The 25776-nt window shown below is 47.1% G+C and carries 21 protein-coding genes; 5 read left to right on the forward strand and 16 right to left on the reverse strand.

Features of this window, described 5'->3' with window-relative positions; all coding sequences use genetic code 11:
* Positions 1-123: 123 nt before the first annotated feature.
* The 9 genes from smpB to ACFQV5_RS09430 all read right to left on the reverse strand — a co-directional run bounded on the left by smpB (position 124) and on the right by ACFQV5_RS09430 (position 14388).
* On the reverse strand, positions 124-603 hold the full coding sequence (smpB, locus tag ACFQV5_RS09390) for an SsrA-binding protein SmpB (RefSeq protein ID WP_379245978.1): 480 nt from the start codon (positions 601-603) through the stop codon (positions 124-126).
* 248 nt (positions 604-851) lie between these two features.
* Positions 852-3593: a ribonuclease R gene (gene rnr, locus ACFQV5_RS09395; RefSeq protein WP_379245981.1), complete on the reverse strand. Its 2742-nt coding sequence runs from the start codon at positions 3591-3593 to the stop codon at positions 852-854.
* 235 nt (positions 3594-3828) lie between these two features.
* Positions 3829-4059, reverse strand: coding sequence for a preprotein translocase subunit SecG (gene secG, locus ACFQV5_RS09400; protein ID WP_379245983.1), 231 nt, complete (start codon positions 4057-4059; stop codon positions 3829-3831).
* 277 nt (positions 4060-4336) lie between these two features.
* Positions 4337-4792, reverse strand: coding sequence for a PaaI family thioesterase (locus tag ACFQV5_RS09405; protein ID WP_379245985.1), 456 nt, complete (start codon positions 4790-4792; stop codon positions 4337-4339).
* A gap of 141 nt (positions 4793-4933) precedes the next feature.
* On the reverse strand, positions 4934-6619 hold the full coding sequence (locus ACFQV5_RS09410; protein ID WP_379246199.1) for a long-chain-fatty-acid--CoA ligase: 1686 nt from the start codon (positions 6617-6619) through the stop codon (positions 4934-4936).
* 105 nt (positions 6620-6724) lie between these two features.
* Positions 6725-8515, reverse strand: a complete 1791-nt coding sequence (locus ACFQV5_RS09415) for an acyl-CoA dehydrogenase family protein (RefSeq protein WP_379245987.1) — start codon at positions 8513-8515, stop codon at positions 6725-6727.
* Positions 8516-8553: 38 nt separating this feature from the next.
* Positions 8554-9738, reverse strand: a complete 1185-nt coding sequence (locus ACFQV5_RS09420) for an acetyl-CoA C-acyltransferase (protein WP_379245990.1) — start codon at positions 9736-9738, stop codon at positions 8554-8556.
* Positions 9739-9768: 30 nt separating this feature from the next.
* Entirely contained in the window at positions 9769-12210 is a 2442-nt protein-coding gene (locus tag ACFQV5_RS09425; RefSeq protein WP_379245992.1) for a 3-hydroxyacyl-CoA dehydrogenase/enoyl-CoA hydratase family protein, read from the reverse strand.
* 21 nt (positions 12211-12231) lie between these two features.
* Entirely contained in the window at positions 12232-14388 is a 2157-nt protein-coding gene (locus ACFQV5_RS09430; RefSeq protein ID WP_379245994.1) for a (Fe-S)-binding protein, read from the reverse strand.
* 253 nt (positions 14389-14641) lie between these two features.
* On the opposite strand from ACFQV5_RS09430, the gene ACFQV5_RS09435 reads away from it, so the two are divergent.
* From ACFQV5_RS09435 to ACFQV5_RS09455, 5 genes are all read left to right on the forward strand, one after another.
* On the forward strand, positions 14642-15232 hold the full coding sequence (locus tag ACFQV5_RS09435) for a fatty acid metabolism transcriptional regulator FadR (protein WP_379245996.1): 591 nt from the start codon (positions 14642-14644) through the stop codon (positions 15230-15232).
* 51 nt (positions 15233-15283) lie between these two features.
* Positions 15284-16054, forward strand: a complete 771-nt coding sequence (locus ACFQV5_RS09440) for an electron transfer flavoprotein subunit beta/FixA family protein (protein WP_379246201.1) — start codon at positions 15284-15286, stop codon at positions 16052-16054.
* Between the two features lie 158 nt (positions 16055-16212).
* Complete coding sequence (locus tag ACFQV5_RS09445; RefSeq protein ID WP_379245998.1) at positions 16213-17190, forward strand: electron transfer flavoprotein subunit alpha/FixB family protein; 978 nt, start codon at positions 16213-16215, stop codon at positions 17188-17190.
* Between the two features lie 105 nt (positions 17191-17295).
* Complete coding sequence (locus ACFQV5_RS09450) at positions 17296-17523, forward strand: hypothetical protein (protein ID WP_379246000.1); 228 nt, start codon at positions 17296-17298, stop codon at positions 17521-17523.
* A gap of 187 nt (positions 17524-17710) precedes the next feature.
* Complete coding sequence (locus ACFQV5_RS09455) at positions 17711-19165, forward strand: polysaccharide deacetylase family protein (protein ID WP_379246002.1); 1455 nt, start codon at positions 17711-17713, stop codon at positions 19163-19165.
* Positions 19166-19237: 72 nt separating this feature from the next.
* Here ACFQV5_RS09455 and ACFQV5_RS09460 read toward each other — a convergent pair whose 3' ends face one another.
* The 7 genes from ACFQV5_RS09460 to ACFQV5_RS09490 form a co-directional block, all read right to left on the reverse strand.
* Positions 19238-19939: a class I SAM-dependent methyltransferase gene (locus ACFQV5_RS09460; RefSeq protein ID WP_379246004.1), complete on the reverse strand. Its 702-nt coding sequence runs from the start codon at positions 19937-19939 to the stop codon at positions 19238-19240.
* A 170-nt stretch (positions 19940-20109) separates the two neighbouring features.
* Positions 20110-20763: a TetR/AcrR family transcriptional regulator gene (locus ACFQV5_RS09465; RefSeq protein ID WP_379246006.1), complete on the reverse strand. Its 654-nt coding sequence runs from the start codon at positions 20761-20763 to the stop codon at positions 20110-20112.
* Between the two features lie 40 nt (positions 20764-20803).
* Positions 20804-21868, reverse strand: coding sequence for an ABC transporter permease (locus tag ACFQV5_RS09470; protein WP_379246008.1), 1065 nt, complete (start codon positions 21866-21868; stop codon positions 20804-20806).
* Position 21869: 1 nt separating this feature from the next.
* On the reverse strand, positions 21870-22589 hold the full coding sequence (locus ACFQV5_RS09475; RefSeq protein WP_379246010.1) for an ABC transporter ATP-binding protein: 720 nt from the start codon (positions 22587-22589) through the stop codon (positions 21870-21872).
* Positions 22590-22774: 185 nt separating this feature from the next.
* A complete protein-coding gene (gene phnX, locus ACFQV5_RS09480) occupies positions 22775-23602 on the reverse strand; it encodes a phosphonoacetaldehyde hydrolase (RefSeq protein WP_379246012.1) in 828 nt (275 codons plus the stop codon).
* Entirely contained in the window at positions 23599-24693 is a 1095-nt protein-coding gene (gene phnW / locus ACFQV5_RS09485; protein ID WP_379246014.1) for a 2-aminoethylphosphonate--pyruvate transaminase, read from the reverse strand. The genes phnX and phnW overlap by 4 nt, the downstream gene beginning before the upstream one ends.
* 52 nt (positions 24694-24745) lie before the next feature.
* Positions 24746-25735, reverse strand: a complete 990-nt coding sequence (locus ACFQV5_RS09490; protein WP_379246016.1) for an extracellular solute-binding protein — start codon at positions 25733-25735, stop codon at positions 24746-24748.
* Positions 25736-25776: the final 41 nt, after the last annotated feature.

Here is a 25776-nt window from a genome sequence, read left to right on the forward strand (position 1 = left end):
TCACTTAGTATATCACATTTTGCTGCATTGTCATATATATTTAGCAGGGAAAGCAGCTAAAAGCTGCCATCCCCTGTCTATATCATTACACGATATGCTTATCATTCAAACATTATGCAGAGCTTATCTCGCGATCTTCTGCTTCTCACGCAAAGCACGCTGAATATCACGCTGAGCATCCCGCTTCGCAGCTGTATCCCGCTTGTCGTACTGCTTCTTACCTTTACCCAATCCGAGTAAGAGCTTCGCATAACCATTCCGGACATACACTTTAAGCGGTACGATTGAGTAACCATCCTGCTTGGATTGACCTAGCAGCTTGCGGATCTGTTCCTTATGCATCAAAAGCTTCCGGGTCCGAGTCGGATCTGTCGGATTGTTCCGGTTCCCTTGTTCAAAAGGGCTAATGTGCATGTTATGGATGTGGATCTCGCCATTTCGAATCGTAGCAAACGCATCCCCGATATTCGCACGGCCATTACGTATGGATTTAATCTCCGTACCTGTCAGCACCATGCCGGCTTCATACGTATCCTCGATGAAGTAATCATGGGAAGCTTTTTTGTTCTGGGCCAGAACCTTCCCGTCACTTTTCTTACCCATGGTCTCACTCCTTAGTCAGCATCATATGCCTTCATTATTAGTCAAAAAGAACTTCCGGTAGATCACCTAAAAAGCAATCGTACCAGAAGTCTATTGTATCAACAGAAACCGTCAAAAGCAAGAAAGGACAAGCGATTCCGCCGTTTTCGAAAGGGGGAAATCTTACGGTTGAAAGCACCCTTTGAGCATCCACGGCAAGCCATAGAATCTATTCAGCACGCTGTCCCTTCCGCGCTTCTTAATACCTCTTACTTTTTCTTCTTCCGTACAAAAGCAGCTGTACTGTTTCCGCCTTTTTTCTTCCGCTTGCGACCGCCATTGCCGCCGTTCGCTCCGCCAGTGCCTTGGCCAGGAGTCGGTCCATCACCGATAAAGACCCCGCTGCCGCTTGTCTTCTTACGGCGACCTTTGCCGCCAGCCCCGCCGCTTCGGGCATTGCGATCAAACCCAAGCGTACCACCGCTCTGAGAGCTGTACCCGCCTTTGCCTGAACCAAAAGCAAAGCTGCGCTTCTCTTCTCCGCCAGCAAAGTCTGGAGCAGCCGCTTCACCCTTGCTGATAGAGATGCCCTTGCCAGCTGGCCCAGATCGGCCAGCTTCGCCGCCACGCTTACCACGGCCACCGCTTGCGTTACCGCCGCTCTCGTTGCCACGGGCAGCCGCATCGCCTGCGCCGCGCTTACCGCGTCTGCCGCTGAAGCCGGCATTCTCACCGGCCCCAGCTGCCGCATCGCCACCACGCTTACCACGGCCGCCGCCTTTAAGACCGGCGCCTTTACCGCCGTCACGACCACCGCCAAAACCGCGGCCACCAGCGCCAGCTCCACCTCGGTTGCCTCCACGGCCACCGCGCGGCTTCATGTCCACCATCTCGAAATCGATGGTGTGCTCGGCCATGTTTACGTTCGCTACGCGAACTTTCACCTCATCGCCGATTCGGAACACTTTAGATGTCCGTTCGCCAATCAATGCCATATGCTGCTCATCAAAGTGGTAATAGTCATCTGTGAGTCCACCAAGACGGATCAATCCTTCAACGGTGTTCTCCAGCTCGATAAACATACCAAAGCTCGTTACGCTGCTGATAATACCTTCGAATTCCTCGCCGACCTTATCCAGCATATACTCTGCTTTCTTGAGCGCTTCCGTATCCCGCTCTGCGTCAACTGCTACGCGCTCACGCTCGGACGATTGCTGTGCAACATCCGGCATCTTTTCCGCCAAATACTCCTGCCGCTTCTCAGACAGCATATTCCCGTTCTCAAGCACTTCCCGAATAACCCGGTGAATGACAAGATCCGGATAACGACGAATCGGCGACGTAAAGTGGGAGTAATACTCCGCAGCAAGCCCGAAGTGTCCGGTACTCTCGGCATCGTACTTCGCCTGCTTCATCGACCGAAGCATCATCGTACTAAGCACCGTCTGCTCTTTCGTCCCTTGAATATCTTCAAGCAAACTTTGAAGCGCACGCGGATGAATCGAGTTACCACGGCCTTTCACGTGATGCCCGAAATTCGCAGCAAACGCCATGAAGTTCTGCAACTTCTCCTGATCCGGGTCCTCATGGATCCGGTAAATGAACGGTACCTTGAGCCAGTGGAAGTGTTCTGCTACTGTCTCATTCGCCGCAAGCATGAATTCTTCGATAATTTGCTCGGCGATGGAGCGCTCTCTTTTGACAATGTCCACCGCTTTCCCGTTCTCATCCACAATGACCTTGGATTCTACAAAGTCAAAATCCACTGCACCACGCTGCATCCGGCGCTTCCGCAGCTTGAGTGCCAGCTCACGCATCAATCGGAAATCATCAACCAAATCGCTGTAACGTTCAATCAGCTCAGGATCTTCGTCGATCAGAATTTTACGGACATTGTTGTAGGTCATCCGCTCTTTTGTGCGAATTACACTCGTAAACACATCATGCTTCACAACCTTCATCTGCTCGTCGAACTCCATCTCACAAGACAGCGTAAGCCGATCCACCTGAGGGTTCAAACTGCAGATGCCGTTAGACAGCCGGTGTGGCAGCATCGGAATTACCCGATCCACAAGATACACACTACAGCCGCGATTATATGCTTCAATATCCAAAGGTGAACCTTCCCGTACGTAGTATCCTACATCCGCAATATGTACACCTAATTTATAGTTGCCGTTTGGCAGACGCTCTACATTAACTGCGTCATCCAGGTCCTTAGCGTCTTCGCCGTCTATCGTTACGATGTTCAGACCACGAAGATCTCGGCGCCCCTGCTGTGCAATCTCTTCCTCTGTAATAGAGTCCGGTGCATTCTCCGCAGCAGCCAGCACTTCCTCCGGAAATCCTTCCGGCAGCTGATGTTTACGGATAATCGACAAGATATCGATGCCTGGATCATCTTTATGACCAAGGATCTCCACAATCTCACCCTCGGCAGCCGCACGTCCTTCTGGATAGCTAACCAGCTTCACAACGACCTTCATGCCATCTACAGCTCCATTAATAGCATGCTTCGGCACAAAAATATCCCGATTAATTCGCTTATCATCAGGCAGCACAAAACCGTACGCCTCATGATTCTGGAATACGCCGACCACTTGAGTAACCGCGCGCGTCACGATGCGAACGACTTCGCCTTCGAGCTTACCGCCAGCAGCACTCTTGGAATGAACACGCGCAAGCACAATATCTCCGTTCATCGCGCTTTTCAAATCGTTCGCGTGAATGTATACATCTGGATGCTCGCGGTCATCCGGAATGAGGAAAGCGAACCCCTTGGAGTGAACCTGAAGTCGTCCACGCAGAAAATCAAGACGCTCCGGTACCCCATAGCGCTGGTTGTTAGTAAGTAGAATCTTTCCGGACTGCTCCAGTTCATTTAATAGCTTCAAAAAATCGCGGAATTCGTGCGCGTCACTAATGCCAAAATGCTTCTCTAACTCCTGATACGTCATCGGTTTATAATCGTTTTGCCGCATCAAATCTAATATAATTTCTTCTGTTATCATCCTTATCACCTCGAGGGAACGTGCAAACCTGTTCGTTCTAAATACAAACTAAATACAAATGCCGTCCATTGTTTACCTTCTTAATACTCATACCCTAGTATACACGAATTTAATCTCGGGTATCCTTATCACCAAATCGTATATAACATACCTTATGTACATGATTTCACACTTAAAAAATATAAAAAAACCCCCGCTCTTCCATAGTCGAAAAAGCGAAGGTTATGTTTGTATGCTATTTCAAAACCGCTACGACAACTGCTAGAATGAAAAATGCCGCTGCAACACCAACAGTTACACGCTGCAATACGAGCTCCATGCCGCGGGCTTTCGTCTTACCGAAAAGATGTTCCGCACCGCCGGAGATGGCACCGGAAAGACCTGCACTTTTCCCTTTCTGCAGAAGAACAATTGCAATCAACGCGACGGAGAAAATAACAAGCAGCACCTCAAAAAACATTACCAATACTTCCACCTCCTAAACGAGTAGACATCCAAATGTATTGCAATAAGTATACTTACAGATTCACATATAAAAACAGCATTCTTATTGTAGCATAGCTGCAAAGGATTGACAAGACAGACATGGTGATTTCAGGAAGTTATTCGCATTAATTTCACCTTTCCCCAACAACGCAGGAAGTGGCCTCCCCCTCTTCATCATTATGAAGAATGACAGACCACTTAAATTCCCTTCTATAGAGAGACGAAACCACCCCTACTGTCCTGAATATCTAAATGTACTATTTCACCCGAAAAGACCCTGTGCTTATCGCTACCAACTCACCATTTTCGTGCGTAATCCGAGACTCAGTCGTCATAGAACGCCGCGTACGGTGCATGATATTCGCCTTCACCGTCAGCCGCCCTTCTTTTGCCGGGGTCAGAAAATGCACATTCAAATTGCTCGTAACGGTTGATTCGCCGGGTCGCTCCATCATTACCGCAATCCCCATCGCGTTATCCATTAGTGATGAGAGGACACCACCGTGTACAATCCCCATCATATTCATATGATGCGGCTGCGTATCCAGCGTGATGATCACCGCCTCCTCGCTAGCCGACTCCATTTCACACCCCAGGTACCCCCAAAATGTCGGTTCAGCAGCCTTACTCATGGCCTGCATATATGCCTCTCGTTCTTCAGCAGTTGGTTTCTGTTTCGGATTCATGCCCGGTCCGGTATCGGCATTGTTCATAGGCTCGGCACCTCCTTCTTTGTCATCCGTTCCCTTATTCATGATATCTTAACCGAAGTGAGTCCTGCTCAAGCGATAAGCAGTGCGGTACGGACCAGTCGGCATGCTTGCCTTGGGACATGACTCATCTGAATGAACGACTCAAGTCGTTGGTTTGCCGCCTTCTCCCTCTTCCTCTTCTATTAATTTGCGGCGCAGCACCTTACCAATCATTGTCTTAGGCAACGATTCCCGGAACACGTATTGCCTTGGAACCTTATAAGCAGCAAGCTGGCTGCGGCAGTAATTCTCCAAATCTGCAGGGTCGGCCTTCGCCCCGTCCTTCAACACGATGAATGCTTTGACGGTCTCTCCCCGGTACTCATCCCTTGTTCCGATCACAACCGCTTCTTTGACCGATGGATGTTCGTACAAGACTTCTTCAATTTCACGCGGATATATATTGTATCCGCTCGCGATGATCATATCCTTCTTCCGGTCGATGATTTTAAAATACCCCTCTTCATCCATCGTCGCCATGTCCCCTGTAAACAACCAGCCGTTTCGGATCGTATCAAACGTATCATCTGGCCGGTTCCAGTATCCCTTCATGACCTGCGGGCCCTTCACCACCAGCTCACCGGGCTCACCAAGGGGCACTTCCTCCCCAGTATCCGGATTCACGACCATCGCCTCTGTATCCGGCATCGGCAATCCGATCGTGCCAAGCTTGCGCCTTTCCCAGATCGGATTCACATGGGTGACAGGTGAGGCCTCGGTAAGACCATAACCTTCGATTAAGCGCCCCTTCGTCAGTTCCTCAAATTTATCTTGTACCTCTGCCGGTAAGCCTGCCGAGCCACTAATGCACGCATTCAATGAAGACAAGTCATACTCCAGAATACGTGGATGATTAATGAGGGCGATATACATCGTAGGAGCGCCAGGAAAGAGTGTCGGCTTTCTTTTTCGAATCAATTCCAGAATCATGGTGACCTCGAACTTCGGTACGAGCAGCAGCTCACCTGCCCGGTAAATCGCCTGATTCATCAGTACAGTTAGCCCAAACACATGGAAGCAAGGCAGTGCTGCCAAATAGCGTTCCTTGCCCTCTTCCACCTTGTAACACCAGTTAGCACTCTGAAGTGTGTTGGCAATAAGGTTCGTGTGTGTGAGCATAACTCCCTTGGGAACACCCGTCGTCCCTCCCGTGTATTGAAGCAGTGCCAAATCCTTATCTGCGTTAATCTTCTCGCACACGGGTATGTCCGCGGAGGCGGCGATCAGCTCTTTGAAAGAATGCACACTTTCACTATAGGTGACAACGGGAAGCGGACCATCTTTTTTAGCCTTGATCGGATACAGCAGGTTTTTAGGAAAAGGGAGATAATCCGCAATGGATGTCACAATCATATGCTGCAGCTTTGTCTCCGCAATCACCTTCTCCACGCGATGTGCAAACATATCCATGGTGATCATCACTTTAGCGCCTGAATCCTTCATTTGATGCTCAATCTCCCGCTCCATATAGAGCGGATTCGTCATGACGGCAACCGCACCAGCGAGCAGTGTTCCATAATAGGAGATGACCACTTGGGGACAATTGGGCAGCATAATCGCCACTCGGTCCCCTTTTGCTATGCCTTTACCTCGAAGTGCATGGGCCATACGGTACGACAATTCGAGTAGTTTTTTGTAACTGATACTCTTACCCATGAAATACAGGGCCGGCCGATCAGGATATTTCTGCGCGGAAGTTACGAGGAATAACGCCAAATTATGTTTCGGATAATCAAAAGTGGGAGCTACTTCAGCCGGGTAAAACGGCAGCCAAGGCTTTGCATTCATACAAAACCATCCCTTTCCTGCGGAATGCTGTAAAGCTTCCTTCACTCCTCCTCCAAGTTGAAACAACTCCGATATCCTTATCCAAGAAACGTTTGTATCTGGCTCCTACACCGTATATCTCTCGTTCTTCACCACACGCGCTGCAATATTCCGCTTTAGAGCCACCGTGTCTGCCGGCGTAGAGCGTGTCAGCTTCTTCAATACGGACAGCTGCATCCGCAGCATATCTCCATCCTCCACGGAGGCAAGTGTTTCTTTCGCCAATGCTTCCATGCGCTGGAATACCTCATACGCGAATACCTGTGTCATTTCAATCATGTTGGCTGCCTTCTCTTCCGAAGTGCGGGCGATATGTTTGCGGGTACGCAGAAGTGCACTTTCCAGGGCGTAAATGTCGATCATCATATCGGCAAGATTCGCGAGTACTTCCTGCTCCTTATCGAGCTTCGTGCCGAACTTCTGCACAGCAAGACCGCCAGCGAGGAGAAAGATCTTTTTGCTCATATCGAGATAGTGGGCTTCTTGTTCCAGTGGGCGTTCGAATGTCTGACCCGGCACCAGCTGCAGAAGCTCTCCTTGAAGACCTTGAGCCTTTTCCAAAAGCTTAATCTGGCCTTTCAGCGCTTTCTTGATGAGTGTGCCCGGTATGAGCAGTCGATTGATTTCATTCGTCCCTTCAAAAATACGGTTAATACGGGAGTCTCGATATATCCGCTCAATTTTGTACTCTTGTATATATCCATATCCTCCGTGGATTTGAACCCCTTCATCGGCAATAAAATCAAGCCCCTCGGAGGCGTAAACCTTGTTAATCGAGCACTCGATCGCATACTCGGATACGGCCGCTGCCACCTGAGTACCCGCGTCATCGCTGTTGTAATCGATATCCTGCATCGCTTCATCCAGAAGTCCAGCGGTACGGTAGACCATGCTTTCCATCACAAAAGAGGTAATGTTCATTTCGGCGAGCTTCTTACGCATTAGTGGAAAGTTCGAGATCGGGGTTTCGAACTGCTTACGGGTATTCGCATATTTAGCGCTCAGCTCAATCGATTCTTTGGCAGCCCCAACCGTTCCAGCCGCGAGCTTGTAACGTCCGATATTCAGAATGTTGAATGCGATCCGGTGACCTTTGCCGATCTCGCCAAGCAAGTTCTCTTTCGGCACCTTCACATCCTCGAAGAAGAGCGGACGAGTGGAAGAACCCTTAATGCCCATCTTCTTCTCTTCCGGACCGAGCGAGAATCCTTCCAATCCCTTTTCCACAATGAATGCGGTGAAATGCTCGCCATCGATTTTGGCATACACAATGAACACATCCGCAAATCCAGCGTTTGTAATGTACAGTTTGGACCCGTTCAAAATATAATGCTCTCCGTCATCTGACAGACGGGCCGTCGTCTTTGCACTCATGGCGTCTGAACCGGATGTCGGTTCTGTGAGGCAGTAGGCAGCGATTTTGGCACCTGTCGCAAGGTCCGGCAGGTATTTCTGCTTCTGCTCCTTGGTGCCGAAGAGCACGATCGGAAGAGTGCCAATCCCGACATGAGCACCAAAGGAAAGGGCAAACGAGGAGCCTTTGGCAAGGGATTCATTAATAATCGTGGAGCTTACCTTGTCGAGTCCAATGCCGCCGAATTCTTCAGGCACATCCGCACCAAGCAGGCCAAGATCTCCAGCTTTGCGAAGCAGCTGAACGGTCAATTCATAATCCAGCTTCTCAATATGTTCGTCCTGCGGGACGATTTCTCCATCGATAAAATCACGTACGGTATCACCAATCATGCGGTGCTCTTCTGTAAAATCCTCTGGTGTAAGGATGCGGTTAACATCCGGGTTGTCGATAACAAATCCGCCGCCTACAATCTTAGGTTGTTTCGTTTGATGATTGCCCATGCTTTCGTTCCCCTTTCACCATTGTGGATGAACTCACTTTAGACACGGTGTACTTCAAACACACCTGCTGCACCCATGCCTCCCCCAATACACATACTTACAACACCATAACCGCCGCCCCGGCGGCCCAGTTCAGAGATGAGGCTGGTTGTCAGCTTGGCACCCGTACAGCCCAGTGGGTGACCTAGAGCAATTGCTCCGCCATTCACATTAACGATATTCTCATCGATACCTAGCTCTCGAATGATGTGTAAACACTGAGAAGAGAAAGCTTCATTAATCTCGAACAGGCCCACCTGATCTAGCGTGATACCCGCCATGCTAAGCGCTTTCGGGATGGCTTCAACCGGTCCAACGCCCATAATTTCCGGATCCACACCAGCGAGAGCGAAGGACCGGAACGTCGCAAGCGGTGTAAGACCCAGCTCCTCTGCTTTCTCGCGGCTCATTACCGCTACGGCTGCGGCGCCGTCACTCGTCTGGGATGCGTTACCTGCGGTAACTGTTCCACCGAGGGCAAAAGCTGGCTTTAGCCGAGAGAGAACTGCCAGTGAAGTATCAGGACGAACCCCTTCGTCAGTATCGAACGTAAACTCTTTGCTTCGAATCTGCCCCTGTTCATCGGACGTTGTCAGCTTCACATTTACAGGTACTATCTCATCCCGGAACTTGCCTTCCCGGATCGCTGCAGCAGCCTTCCGGTGACTGCTGACAGCAAATGCATCCTGATCCTCACGGCTTACGCGGAACCTTCTGGCTACCTCTTCCGCGGTGTGCCCCATGCCCATGTATACTTCAGGCATCATCTCCACCAGTCCCGGATGTGGGGCCGGCTTAAAGCCGGTCATCGGCACATGGCTCATGCTCTCTACGCCGCCCGCAACAATCACGTCAGCATGACCGAGCATGATGCGCTCTGCAGCGAAGGCAATAGACTGCAGCCCTGATGAACAGAAACGGTTAACCGTAAGCGCTGGAACCGTTACTGGATACCCTGAGTGGAGCGAAATAATTCGAGCTACATTGAGCCCCTGCTCCCCTTCAGGCATCGCACAACCAAGAATGACATCCTCCACATCGTCTTTCGTAAGACCCGGAGCACGTTCAATAACGGCTTCCAGTACTGCCTTCCCTAAATCTTCAACCCGTGTCTGGGCTAAACTTCCCTTCTTCGCCCTGCCGACCGCCGTTCGCGCAAGGGATACGATCACTGCCTCTCTCATGCCATTCACCTCTTCCACCTGTACGGTTTATTAGTTGCGAAGCGGCTTGCCTTTGGCTAACATATGCTGCATGCGCTGCTGGGTCTTTACTTCACCGAGCAGACTCAGAAAGGCCTCCCGCTCCAGATCGAGCAGATGCTGCTCCGTGACAATCGTTCCAGCAGGTACGTCCCCCCCTGTTAAAATATGCGCGAGCTTCTTCGCAATCAGAAGATCATGATCGCTAATGTATCCGCTTCTCTTCATCCCAAGCGCGCCCAACTGCAACACAGCGCGGCCATCTCGGCCGACAACACGGGCACGGCCCGCTTGCTGTGGCATATAACCAGCTCGATCCATGGCAAGAACGGCCTGTTTCGCTTCATAGATGCGGTAATCCGGGTTCATTACCACCACATCCGTTGATCGCCCATATCCCATTCGGACGGCATCATGTCCGCTAGTGGATGTCTTTGCTAGCGCAATGGTCTCGAATATGTGATTGATTGCAGGCTGGAGATCTGCCTCCGGGTCAGGCTGACTGTTACTGATGCGAAGAGCCATTTCCTTACAGCCGCCACCGGCAGGGATCAGGCCAACACCTGTCTCCACAAGTCCAAAATACGTTTCGGACGAGAACACAATACGGTCTGCCGGCAGACACGCTTCCACCCCGCCGCCGAGTGTCATCCGGTGCGGAGCCGCTACCACTGGCTTTTCCAGTCCCTTAAGCTTCATCATGCTGCTCTGGAACAAGCGAATGATGTCATCCACCTCATCCCAATCCCCGCTTTGAGCTTCCATCAGCATAAGCATCAGGTTCGCACCCACGCAGAAGTTGCGCCCTTCATTAGCGATGACAAGCCCTCTGTAATTAGCGCGAACTTCCTCGACGCTTTGCTGGATCATAACCAAGATATCGCCACCGATTGCATTATTCGGCGAAGTAAACTCCAGACAAGCTACCCCGTCCCCGATATCAATTAGGTTCGCCCCTGTATTGGAACGGATGATTCGATTCTGCGACTTCAGTGCCTGCAGGGAGATGATCTCCGGCTTCTCCTCTATGCCTTTGTACTCACCTTTAAAATAATGAAATAACTGTCCATCTTTCTGCTTATAGAACGAGTCATTTCCAGCCTCAATCCAGTCCTTCACCCATGACGGAACAGCTAAACCTTCAGCTTCCATACGTTGTACAGATTTGGCTAGACCGATCAGATCCCACGTTTCAAAAGGTCCGAGCTCCCAATTAAAGCCCCATTTCATTGCATTGTCGATGTCTTCAATTGAATCAGCGATTTCACCAAGCTTCTCAGCTGAATACACCAGTATCTGTTTCATCACGTTCCATGCTAACTCGGAGTAGCGATCTTCTGTACCTAGGAACGCTTTGATCTTCTTTTTGGCTCCTTTGGATGCCTTGGCTGCTTCCAAGGAAGCGGAGCTCAGTTTAGCGCTTGGGTTGTACTCCATCGTGCTAAGATTCAAGGATAGGATTTTACTGCCGTACTCTCCCTTTATTTTCTTATAAAAACCTTGACCGCCCTTCTCCCCAGTCCATCCGCGGGATACAAGCTCATTCATTACTTCCGGGACGGTAAACACGTCCTTCTCTGGTCCGTCCGGTACGTTGTCATACACATTCCGCGCCACGTGCACGAAGGTATCAATGCCGACCAGATCAAGTGTGCGGAACGTGGCACTCTTGGGCCTGCCCAGCGCAGGTCCCGTTGCAGCATCCACTTCCTCCACCGTATATCCGTTCTCAATCATTTCTTTGAGCGTGACCAAGAGCCCGTAAGTACCGATCCGGTTAGAAATAAAGTTGGGGGTATCCTTTGCCAGCACGACGCCTTTACCTAGCCTTTTTTCGCAGAACTCGGACATAAACGCTGTAATTTCAGGAGCTGTATCCAAGGTAGGGATGATCTCCAAGAGCTTCATATGACGTGGTGGATTAAAGAAGTGTGTCCCTAAGAAATGACGACGGAATTCCTCGCTGCAGTCCTCTGCCATTTCATTAACGGAAATGCCGGAGGTATTCGTGCTGACTATCGCCCCTTTCTTGCGCACGCCTTCAATAAGCGAGAGAATGTTCTTCTTAATATCCAGCCGCTCGGTGACCACTTCAATAATCCAGTCAGCTTCCGTAAGCAGGTTCAAGTGATCTTCAGTATTCCCAGGCGTAATCCGCCGGGCAAAATCCGGCGTATAGAGTGGAGCGGTGCTAGCCTTGGATAGTCCAGTCAGCGCTTTGGTCGCCAATCGGTTGCGAACCTTCGGATGATCAAGTGTAAGTCCAGCTTTTTCCTCATCTATAGTTAACGATTGTGGGACCAGATCGAGCAGGAGGCATGGAATGCCCGCATTTGCTAGATGGGCGGCGATGCCCGATCCCATAACACCCGAACCAATAACAGCTGCTCTGGCTATCGTTCTGCTTGGAATGCTGAATTCGCTCATACCCTCTTTCGTTATGGTATTGCTCATTATGCAGCAACCTCCCCTATCTTAGATTGATGACGGACCGAACACGGATAACTCCAAAATTTCTGCGATATCGCGTGTCTTCACGCTTTCTTCCACTTCTTTTTCCTTCGTGCCGTCTTCAAGCATTGTCAGGCAATACGGACAAGCAGAGCTGATCATCGTTGGAGACACCGCCAATGCTTGCTCGGTTCGGGCCAGATTCACCCGCTTGCCCTCATCCTCCTCCATCCACATACGTCCGCCTCCGGCACCACAGCACATCCCATTCTCGCGAGTGCGCTCCATCTCTGTCAGCTTCACACCCGGTATCGCACGCAGAACATCTCGCGGCTGATCGTAAACGTTGTTATAACGTCCGAGATAACAGGAATCGTGATACGTAACCGCCTCGGGGACTTCATATGACGGTGTCAACCGGCCTTCTTTCACCAGCTGATCCAGCAGTTCAGTGTGATGCAGCACTTCGGCTTCCAGCCCGAAGTCGGGGTATTCGTTTTTCAATGTATTGTACGTATGCGGACAAGCGGTGACGATTTTGCGGACGTTATATTTCTGGAATAGCTCGATGTTCTCGGTGCACAATTGCTGGAACAGGAACTCGTTACCCATGCGGCGCGGCGTATCACCTGAGTTCTTCTCTTCGTTGCCAAGAATCGCGAAGCTGACTCCCCCTTCATTCATCAGCCGTACGAAGGCGCGGGTAATCTTGCGACTGCGGTTATCATAGGAACCCATTGAGCCAACGAAGAAGAGATATTCAAAATCCGGATTTTCCTTTACTGTCGGGATACGGAGTCCGAGACTGCCGACCGGATCGACTTCGTTCACCCACTTGTTCCGGTCGCTTCGGCTAATACCCCATGGATTGCCCTGGCGTTCGATGTTCATCATCGCCCGCTGACCTTCCTGTGGTACACTGCCCTGCATCAAAACCAGATGACGCCTTAAATCAATAATTTTATCGACATGCTCATTCGCCACAGGACATTGATCCTCACAATTTCGGCATGTCGTACAGGCCCATATTTCTTCCTCGGTCATAACACCGCCGAGCAGCTCGACATCTCGAGCTTCTACTCCCTTCACCTGATGCCATGCACGCTTCTGAATCGCCATCGTCTGTCCGATGTCGGTAATGCCTTCTCCCTTCCACTGCGAATAGGATTCTTCCCCTACTTCCATCATGTGAACACCCGCAGAACCAAACACCGTAGCTGGTATCCATGGAGACTTGGAGGTGAGTGCAGCTCCCTTATCCGTCAGGTGATCTCTAAGCTTCACAATCATGTGCATCGGTGAGAGCAATTTACCGGTATTCGAGGCAGGGCATACATTCGTACAACGGCCGCACTCGACACAAGCGTAGAGATCGAGCATTTGTTTTTGCGTGAAATCCTCGATTTTGCCAACCCCAAACTCCTCCGCTTCTTCATCCTCTAGATCAAGCTTGGTTAGTCGCCCTACAGGTTCCGTTCTGCGTACTAAAATATTGATCGGTGCTGTAATGAGATGAAAGTGCTTCGACTGCGGCACATATACGAGGAAGGAGAGCAGAATGATGAGGTGAATCCACCAGAATAAATAGTAGAAAATCGTCGTGCCGGTATGCGGCATCCAAGCAAACATAGCGGCAATCGCCGACGAGATGGGTGCAAATCCAGACGCGGGCAGCCCTTCCCGCAATCTCTCAAAAGCCATCGTCAGCAGGACAGATATCATAAGCGAAGTGATAAAGAAAATGACAAGGCTTGGCTTCCACCCTCGCTTCAGCCGCTTCAGCTTCTCACCGTACCGCCTGTAAGCGGCATAGAAGATGGCCAGAAGTATGAGCACGACCGTTATTTCCTGCATTAGAATAAATCCGGCGTGCCCGGGAATCGGCAGGTTGTAACCGGAAAGTCCTTTCCAGATGAGGTCAAGCGCCCCGAACTGCAAAATAATAAAACCGTAAAAAACGATAAAGTGCATGATCCCACTCTTGCGGTCCTTGAATAACTTCTTCTGGCCGAACACCTGGATAATAAATTGCCCTAAGCGCTCCTTCATTTCTGTGTCCAGATCAACAGACCGTCCCAGACGGATATACAAATACCGGCGATACACGACGCTTGCGAACATGTAGATTGCCCAGCCGGTGATCAAGGCGAAGAGCAGCGCATGGATCATTTGCCAGATCATCCTCATCAGCCCCTTGCGTTATTAGTCCCAAAATGGTTGCGTATTCATAACTCCTAAGACGAATAGCGGTCATACTACCGACCGGGAAACCATCCCTCCTCTATTAAGATAGTGGTGCACTCAAGTTACGATGCATTTAATTTTCATCAAACAACGCGTTGACAACGTTTATAACGTATCTTATGATGTGTTCAAGAAATGAATGATCATTCATTCATAATTTTAGTTTTATTTCTATCATCGGGGTGATCTTATGACAGCTAAAAAGAATGATAAATACCAACTCATACTCCAAGGCGCCTTGAAAGTGTTTGCCGAGCATGGATACCACCGCTCTCAGGTGTCGAAGATCGCCAAAGCCGCGGGCGTCGCTGACGGAACAATCTATTTGTACTTTAAAAGAAAGGAGGATATCTTGATCCGCCTGTTCCAGGAAAAACTCGGTGAGCTCGTCGGGAAATTCCACGCTAGTGTGGAGGGTATTACCGATCCAGCCGAAGCGCTACGTAACGTGTGCTATATCCATTTCTCTGAGCTAGAGAGTAGCCCCGAGCTCGCTTATGTTACGCAGATTGAACTGCGTCAGAGCGATCTGGAACTTCGTAAGGAAATTGGCAACGCACTTAAGCCATATATTGTGCTGATCGAGAATATCCTGAAACAAGGTGTAGATGAGCAGCGTTTCCAGCCGAACTTAAATATCAAGCTGGTACGCAACCTGATCTTCGGGTCGATGGATGAAGCGGTAACCTCTTGGCTGATTTCGGGACGCAAATATTCTTTAAAAGATCAGGTCGATGACACACTGTCCTTTTTCCTGCATGGTGTTTCCAGACAGGAATAAGTTAACCCGGACGATGCGTAGATTCTCATATTGAAGGGAGAGCGAAGGCCGATGAAGATTGTTGTGTTGCTCAAACAGACGTTTGATACAGAGGGAAAAATCACAATTGAGAACGGTAAGATCACCGAAGATGGTGTGAAATTCGTCATTAATCCCTACGACGAGTATGCTGTGGAGGAAGCAGTTAAACTGCGCGATGAGCACGGCGGCACCGTTACCCTCCTCTCTGTCGGACCGAGCCGGACAGTGGAAGCGCTAAGAACCGCACTGGCGATGGGTGCTGACGATGCGGTTCTAATCTGTGATGAGCGAATACCAGATGACGAGTACGCCGTATCGAAGGTACTGCATGCCTATCTAACGGCTGAAGAAAATGTCGATTTGATCCTCGGCGGCAACTTCTCCATCGACAGGGGATCCAGCCAAGTGGCCGTTCGACTTGCCGGGATGCTCGGCATTTCACATGCCGGTTCGATCACAAAACTGACCATCAGCGGCGGTAAAGCTGAAATCCACCGAGACACCGAGGGGGACCTTGAAGTGCTTGAACTCCCACTCCCGGCGCTGTTCACGGCCCAGCAAGGATTGAACGAACCGCGGTATCCTTCGCTTCCCGGAATTATGAAGGCGAAGAAGAAACCTTTTAAAACACTGACTTTAGATGATATTGGCCTTTCTTCTGATGATGTGTTGCCTGCAACGAAGCAATCAGGACTGTCTCTTCCGCCGGAGCGGAGCGCAGGAAAGATATTAAAAGGGAATTCGGCAGAAATGGCTCATGAGCTCGTATCCCTGCTCCGTACCCAGTCCAAGGTCATCTAACGGGCGCTTTACTCTGATTGTATGGCTCAAGGGCCGTCCGTCATACCATCCTCTTAAGTGGTTAACCTTGGACGTACCCTTGATTGAGGCACCTAAAGGTAATATGAGATTGATTCATTACTGAACTCAATTCTATATTGAGCCAAGGAGGTCATGTTATGAGCAGGACCATTTTGATTTACGCCGAAATCCGTGACGGAAAGCTGCGCCAGGTAGCACTGGAAACACTGGCAGCCGCCCGCATTCTTGCCGCAGACGGTGACAGCATTCGCATCCTATTAGCAGGATCTAATATTTCGGAAGCTACTTCCGCCCTGATTCCTTATGGTGCAGATACCATATATACAATCGAGCACGATGATCTGGAGAACTATTCACCTGATGCTTATATGGCAGCTGTTCATGCAGCCATCAGAGAAGCTCAGCCGGATATTGTACTGTTCGGTCATACTGCTATCGGCCGGGACCTCGCTCCATTAACTGCAGCAGCTTTAAGTGCCGGACAAATTTCCGACGTCATCTCAATTGAAGTCAAGGATGGTGAAGCTTCCTTTACCCGCCCTCTTTACGCCGGCAAAGCATTCGAGAAGCGTGTGTTCCAGTCCGAAGGATGGGTCATAACCATCCGCCCGAATAATATTCCAGCAGCAGAACCCCCAGCAGATACCGGAAACCCGAGCATTGTAAACATCGCCTATCCCTCTCCTTCTCTTCGCTCCATTGTAAAAAATGTCGTACGTAAAACATCCGGTAAAATTGATCTAGCAGAAGCCAAAATTGTCATCTCCGGCGGTCGCGGTGTCAAAAGTGAAGCAGGCTTCAAGCCGCTCGAAGAACTCGCCGATCTGCTCGGCGGAGCGGTTGGAGCCTCCCGTGGTGCTTGTGATGCAGGCTATTGTGATTACGCACTTCAGATCGGTCAGACAGGCAAGGTGGTAACACCCGAGATCTACATTGCCTGCGGAATCAGCGGCGCAATCCAGCATCTTGCTGGCATGAGCCAGTCGCGCGTCATTATCGCGATTAACAAAGATCCGGAGGCACCGATCTTCAAGGTCGCCGACTACGGCATTGTCGGTGATCTGTTCGAGATCGTACCGCTGCTGACAGAGGAGTTCAGGAAGATCCTCGTATAACGAGCTGGACAGGATCAACAAGTTAGGCCCCTAACGTAACTCCTTCCTACTAATAAACGTTTACTCATCGATAGACTAATTCATATAAGATTCCAAGGAGGTACGATGAAAACAAGCACAGGCTCATGGAAAAAACGTCTCATTCTCACTCTCCCTGTTTGGCTAGTATTACTTGTGAGTTTTTCTTATACCTATTGGCTCTCAGACGTATTCATATCATTCGGTTTAGAACCGATGAAGACATACTATCTCTTTCTGGTTATGATGATCACGTTTATGATTGGTTACTTCGCAGGAGAGCTTCGGGCCTTCTTACAGGCAAAATTAAAATAATAATGTATGAGGTAATAACCTTAGCCTATATGCGATCAGGCTAGGGTTATTTTTCGTCTCAAAGTGATTGAGTTGATGTCATTTTAACGTGGAAATTAACAGTCATATTTTAACATCTGCAATTAAGAACCATTTATAGTACCATGAGTAATGGCTTATATGAATTACTAGATTAGAAGATTAAGGGATGAATAACAAAGTGAACAGAAGGAAGAAATTACGGCGGCCTGTTTGGGTTCTCAACTTTATTCTACTTGTAGGTGTAATCATAGGAATCGGCCTGATCATGCAGGATGTCAGGGCAGGAAACAACGATGAAAAAGAGACCTTTAAAGTTTCTTCCAGTACATATCCTGGACTAAATATCGAAACAAGAACGAAGGAAGCCAAACATTATACCATGTCAATCAGCAGCCCTCTCACGAACAGTGAAGAGATAAATATACCTATTCAAAAATGGATAAAAGAACAAGAAACTGAATTTCTAGACGAAGTAAAAGCGAATCAAATAACGCTTCAAGGCGATCATCGCGGCGAACTAAATATTAAGGTAGATACGAATAAAATCAATGATCATATGTATAGTTTAGTATTCACTTCTTCTAAAGTAACAGGTGGAGCTAACGGAAATGAGGTCATTAAATCATTTAATATCAACACGGCTGAGAATAAGATTTTAGCCTTATCGGACGTTATGACTTTAGACAAGTCCGCTATCGACCATATCATAACCATCGTAAAAAAAGACTTACAGAACCAAAAAGACGTTGCTGAATATGTATTCGATGAATACCTTCAGGAGGTATTGGAGAGCCCCTCTCAGTGGAAATGGTCCCTCAGTAACAAGGCATTCAGCTTATACTTCGATAAATTTGAAATTGCTGCTGGGGCAGCCGGATCGATCCATGTGAACATTCCTTTAGAATCTTTACGTTCATATATGGACGAGGAGCTTCTCAAGGAATGGGACATCCTTAAAAAGGATGACACTGAAAAAGAAACAGAAGCACAAAAACCGAATTTAGCGCCACTTGATCCTAAAGGAAAATACGTCGCTCTTACTTTTGACGATGGACCTCATCCCAAAGTGACACCTAGAGTTCTCAAGACTCTTAAAAAATACGACGCGAAGGCCACCTTCTTCATGCTGGGTGTACAAGTAGAATATTATCCTAAGATGGCCAAAAAGGTTGCCGCGGCCGGACACGAGATCGGGAATCACTCTGAAAGCCACCCGAATCTGGCCAACATGAACCTGAACGAAGTACGCAAGGAGATAACCAAAGCATCCGATCGAATAGAATCTGCAACGGGAGCAAAACCTACGCTCTTCCGCCCACCTTATGGCGCTATTAATGACGCGGTCAGAAAAGTTGTCAAAGAACAGAAGACGCCTATTATTCTATGGTCCGTCGATTCTTTAGACTGGAAGAGTAAAAATGCACAGGCTGTAAATAAAGAAGTTATGAAAAATGTCAGACCTGGATCCATCATATTAATGCACGATATTCACTCTAGTACTGCGGATGCTCTGCCTCAGTTACTCGAATCTCTGAAAAAACAAGGTTATCAATTTGTTACGGTATCCCAGCTGTTATCGCTGAATGAATTCAAAGGTATTGGCCCTTATTATAATAAATAATTGGCACAAAAAAGAGGCATACACCTTAGTCTTACCTAGGGTGTGTGCCTCTTTTTAATTTATCAATATCGCTTATCTCTTTCGTATGCACAGCATGGAATTGGCATTTTGCAAAAATTCATACGGAACTCTGCGTTCCTCCGTCTGCAAGCCCTCTTCCTGTAATTCTGCCACGAGCCGATCCAAATGCTCATATCGGGTTCCTGTCAGATCAACGAGCGGAAAGATCCGAAGCTCACCCGCTGTCACCCGAAGCAGTTCTCGAATGGTCTCCCGATGAAACGCATAGTCCAATCGATCGCCGTACATAAACAGAAAATGCGCGGACAGAACCAGATCAAACTGGCTTTCTTCAAATGGAAGCTTCGGTAGTGTCGCAGCAACATACCGCTCAGAGTTCTCCCGCATATCCTTCACGCAATCATGAAGAGCCTGATGACGATGCTTACCAAGACCCTGTACATTCTCATAAAAGTCCCAGATAAAAATATCCTTTGCTCTTTCCATCGTTTCCATCGCATGCTCCGTATCCTGTAGCCCCTTGCGCTCCAGATCATCGACAGGATGATCATAGGCAATGTCGCATGCTGTAATGTTCAGTCCCTGCCTACTGCCAATAGCAGTAAATGAACATGCACCGGCGGGACAATCGAGAATGCTCTTACCTTTCAGTTCCTGCAATTCAAGATCAAACATCTGCATGTACTCTTCAAACGTTCTCCCGATAAAAATAATACGCTCTAATTCCTGCTTTCTCTTCTCAGCTCTACTCATCTCTTCTCACCTCAGCTCATGAATTGCCGCGGAGCAGCGGCAGCCTGTGCCGACTCCGCTCGCTCATCAATATTACCATATGATGGAATGAAGTCCTATATATCATCTTATACAAAGAACTAAATTTAAAATAAAAAAGAAGCTGTAAAGACAGCTTCTAATCATTGTGCTTATTGAGACGGCTGCCCAATACCATTCAATACAAAAGATACCATTTCATCGATTTCATCATCACGAATAGACTGAATATCCAACAATACAAAGCGAGAAATAAAGAATCCTGCTAAAAATGTTCCTATCATTTTCAGAATGGACATGCTAGGTACTTGAATGAGCTCACCACGTTTTTGAAAGAGCTCTATAATATTTATTAATCGCGATGTAACATTTTCGAATATATAAGGAAGTAATTCGTTTTTCAAATCTTCTTTATAGATGACTTCCTTTATAAATACTTGGAAGATCTCTTTGTTTTCCAGGAAAAAAGCCACCCGATTTTTTATTAGAGCTTTCAGAAATTGTTCGAATGATACAGCATCATTCATAATTTCTTCTATTAATTCATCTGCCATTGAAGGGAGAAAATCTTTTATAAAGGATGCCATAAGAGATAGTAATAAATTCTCTTTTGTGCCGTAATGTTTAAAGATGGTTCCCTCTGCTACCTCGGCCATTTTTGCGATTTCAGAAGTTGATGTATTCGAATATCCCTTTTCAGCAAAGAGTGTAATAGCAGACTCAATTATTCTTTTTTGTTTAACCGTTGGCTTGCTGCTTTTTTTTATGATTTCAGCCATCTCATTCAATATATTATCATTAAACATTTAGTCACCAACTTCTTAACACGTTATCAATTTATTGTGTTTACAGTTTACGATACTTTTTAAGTGCAAACAAATTCAATACGATAAATACAGCAGCAAAGGCTATTAAAACGTACAGATCACCACTAATATCGAATAAGCTCAATCCTTTATACATAACTCCTTTTAATGCATCCGCTGCATAATATAAAGGCATGAATTTAGCAAACACCTGTAACCAATCAGCCATTCCTTCAATTGAGAATATTCCTGAGAAGAAAACTTGAGGAACAATGACCAGTGGAATGAACTGCACCATTTGAAACTCTGAACTCGCAAAAGTAGACAATAATATACCTAGTGACAATGCTACTAGAGCAACAATTACGTTAATTAACATCACATTCCAAATGGAACCCACTAGGATCATATCGAGCACATTTATCGAAAATAGAACGATAATGATCGTTTGCACGACTGCTAATATACCGTAACCAATAAGATAAGCAGAAACAATTTCTCCTCTTCTGATCGGTGTTGCCATGAGACGTTCTAAAGTACCCGTTGTTCTTTCATTTAACAAACCTATACCGGAGATTAAGAATACGAAAAAGAAGACAAAGAATCCAACCAGCACAGGACTAAAGGTATCAAAAACCTCGGTATCACTACTTCCATACACATATTTGGTTTGCAAGATATCTTGTGAAGGCATTTCTCCTTGTATTTGGTTAGGACTCATCAGTAGTAATTGAGCTTCTTTGCTAACAATTTGCTTCACTTTCATCTCTAAACTTTTAGCTATTGTGGGATCATCATTAAGCAGCGTTATTGCCCAGTTGTCCTTTTCAATTTGTAAAAACCCATCTAAATCATGATTTACTATAGCGTCATTTACATCAGAAACCTTCTCATACTGTTCCACTATAATATCTGCATCTTTTAATAATGCGATGATTTGCTCATTTCCATTCTCAATGCCTAGAACAGGCTCCACTTGTTTCCCGTTAAAGACCAAGTTCATAAGCGTCAGGATTAATAAGGGGGCAATAAATAGTAGAGCCAAGGTACGTTTGTCTCGAACCACTTGCAGCAATATTCTTTTGATCAGCGCCAAAGTTCTCATATTACTTCTCCCCTGCTTTCAAGAATACTTCGTCCAAGGTATTCACTAAATATTGTTCCTTCAATTGAACAGGTGTGCCATGAGCAATGATTGCACCATCACGAACCATTGAAATGTAATCGCATTTCTCAGCTTCATCCATGACGTGAGTGGTTACAATAATCGTTTTTCCTTCTTCTTTCTTTAATCGCAGCAATTCATTCCATATACTTAATCTCAATTCAGGATCAATGCCTACGGTCGGTTCATCTAAAATTAGAACTTTGGGGTTCTGAATTAAAGCAATCGCAAGAGACAGCCTGCGTTTCATTCCACCAGAGTATGCTGATACTTTCTTATCCAGGTCTGCAGTTAAATTGACTAGATCTGCAGCATACGCAATTCGTTTCTGACGGTCTGCTTTGTTTAGTCTGAAGAGTGATGCAAAAAACTTAAGATTTTCCTTGCCCGTAAGGGCAGTATATAAAGCATCCGACTGAGCCATATATCCTATCTGTTGCAATATATCTAGATTAGGCATTTTTTCTCCTAATAAGTGAATAGAACCTTGATCTGGAACATCCATTCCAACAATCATCTTTACTAAGGTTGTTTTCCCAGCCCCTGAAGGACCGATAAATCCGTAAATGCGGCCTTCTTTAATCTCAAAAGAAACATTTTTAAGCACGACTTTTTTGCCGAAACTTTTGCTTACATCTTGGATAATAACCGTATCTTCCATTCGTCATCTCCCCCTCTAAAAAAAGTGAGTGTTTAATCACTTTGTAAAGATTATATATGCATTTAATGCTGATTTCAATAAAAAAGTGAGTGATCACTTTATTATTCTGATAAAAAAAGGGATAGCAGAGCTCATTTTTCAAGCCCTTCTATCCTTCTTCTAATGAAAATGTGTAAGAGTAGCAATTATACGGTAACAAGACCTCTTCCTGGCCGATTTCCAGCTGCGATCAGCTTATTAATGCTATCAATTAATCCGGGAAGCTCGTTCATCGTTCGGATCGTGAAGTCAGCACCACTCTCTACAAAAGACTGCTCTGTATTCAAAATCGCATCTTCCTGCTCCTTAGGTAACAGCGCATTATATTCATCCAAGCTTAGTCCCATCTCGGAACTTCCAACCGCTACACCAACAGACCATACACCTGCATTGACTCCCTCCCGAATATCAGAGGTCGTATCTCCGACTTTAACAACCTTCCAAGCTGCCGATAGTTTCAACTGCTCCATATTTCTGTAGATCATATAAGGGTAAGGTCTCCCGCAGGAATTCGTTGCGTCCGGTGTCACATAACAGTCAGGGCTATATCCTTTCTTCAGAGCATTAGAGACGACAACTTCCATCATCGAGTTCGTGTAACCTGTTGTTGATCCCAGCTTCAGTCCCTGATTACGCAAAACTTGAACGGTCTCAATGACACCAGGAATAGGGTCTGTATATTCTGACAAGGAAGCCATGAGGGCGGGCTCAAACTCTGTATATAAGTTCTCTACATCCTGCTCAGTAAAGGCTCTTCCATACTGTTCTTTCCACAGGGCAGAGACTCTTGGCATGGACAACATCGCACGAATATGATCAATCTTCAACATCCCCATCGGCGCTCTTGCTTCATCCATCGTCACTTCAACACCTGCGTTTCTAAAAATATCAACAAATACATTTACCGGTGCAAAACATCCGAAATCAACCGCTGTTCCTGCCCAATCTAAGATTACGCCTTCGATTCTATTCATACGCTCACCACTCCCATGTATTGTTCAATAATTGTGCATAAGGTGTTGATATCTTCCTCATAGATTTCACCAATATTCCCGATCCGGAAGGTGTCTACATCCGTCAGCTTGCCCGGGTAAATGACATACCCTCTTTCTTTCACGTAGGCGTAGAAATCCGCAAAACTGAAACCTGTATTCGGGAACAAAAATGTAGTTATGATCGGAGATTGCTTCTCATCCGAGATATACGCATGAATGCCTGCTTGCGCTAGTCTTTCTCGAAGTAAATGATTATTACGCTGATACCTCGCGAATCTGGCGGATACGCCACCCTCTTCTACCAGCTCATCCAGTGCTTTCGAGAATGCCGCAACAACATGTGTCGGTGAGGTATAGCGCCATTTTCCAGACCCATTCATCTCTTTCCATTGATCATACAGATCCAGCGAAAGACTGCGCGCTACCCCTTTACATGCGGCAAGCTTATCATTCTTAGCAATGACAAAGCCAAATCCGGGTACACCTTGAATGCATTTGTTCGCACTGCTAATCAAGTAGTCAATACCTAATCCCGGCACATCGATTTCAATACCACCAAAACTGCTCATCGCATCGATAATCAGAGTCGTTCCGTATTCCGATGAAATGCTCGAGATCATCTCCAGCGGATTCAGAATTCCCGTTGTCGTCTCACAATGCACCATTGCGATATGCGTAATGTCCGCGTCCTCTTCCAGAATAGCTCTGATTTCCGCTTCGTCTGGATAACGATGATACTCCACGCTGTATTCCGTATAGTTCAGTCCGATATAACTCGCCATCTTTACCATACGTTCGCCGTAAGCACCATTCGTAATGATAAGCAGCTTATCATCGCTTGATATTGTAGAGGTGAACACAGATTCAACAGAAAACGTACCACTTCCTTGCATGAGTACAACGGTATATTGCGTCTGATCCGCACCTGCCAGTTCAAGAAGCTGGGACCTGATTTTTTGCGTAATGCTTTTATAGTCATCGTCCCAGGTACAGCGATCATAGAGCATTTCCTGTTTCACGGCACTTGATGTCGTGAGCGGGCCTGGTGTTAACAATTTATAAGTGTTCATCTCCACACACTCCTCATTGTAGAATTTCTGTATTCTGTCTTGTATAACAAACTTATTTAGCGGAGTTAAAAATTTGCTGATGAAGCTCCAGCAGTTCTACCGTCAACGGTTTTTCAAAAGTCATGGCGTGAGCCGGTTTGTTCATATCAGACACGGTCTCACCTTCGTAAAGAGCAACCGGATAATTTTGAATTAATTCTTTTCTTGCATCTTTAATGATTGTCTCCGCCATCTTCATCGCAAGATCGGTCGTTTCACTCTCTTTGTCCACAACAGCAACTGACTCTGTAAGCGAGAAGTTCCCTTCTGCTGGATCGATATAATCAATGGGTGCCCCTGACTCCTTAGCCACAACCGCTTGGTGACGAAGTCCAAAACCAACAGCAACCTCTCCAGCTTGAACTTTCTTGATTGGACCCGAGCCAGAGCTTTCAAGATGCGGCCCCACATTTGCGATCAGATCTTTGAGAACGCCTCTCCCTGCTTCTTCGCCATATTGATTCAATATTGCTTGAACAAGCAACCAGCCTGTCGAGGAATCCATAATATTCGGAATCGATACCAAACCTTTAAATTCCGGTTTTGTTAAATCGGTGATAGACGCTGGAGTTTGAAGCCCCTTTTCTTTAAGCACCTCAGTATTCACAAAGATCGCGCCCGTATTCGCAAGAACGGGTGTGTAATAAGCTGGATAATCGTTGATAGCATTCGTTTCAAAAGTAAGGTCTTTAAACATCGAATGTTTGCTCTGTGCGCTTTCGATAAAGTAAGAACTCATCGTAACGAGATCAGCTTCAATCTTGTTTCCTTCGGCAATCAATTTGCCACCAAGTTCTGAAGTGCCAAGAGACTGAAGAACATACTGACCTTCAAAACCTCCGTTGTTTAGTGAAGTCTCCATAGACTTTACCGCTTCTTCATCCCCATTCGTATAGATGACAACCTTGTCCGATCCTGCCGCCTTGCCGCTGCATCCTACCATTGTGAGCACCAAGCTTGCAGCAAGTAATGTTAGCAGCATACCTTTCATCGTTTTGAACATAGAATTCATCTCCTTATAATGTAGTTCTTTCAACACTCCGA

The organism is Paenibacillus sp. GCM10028914, assembly GCF_042666275.1.
GTDB lineage: Bacteria > Bacillota > Bacilli > Paenibacillales > Paenibacillaceae > Paenibacillus_AQ.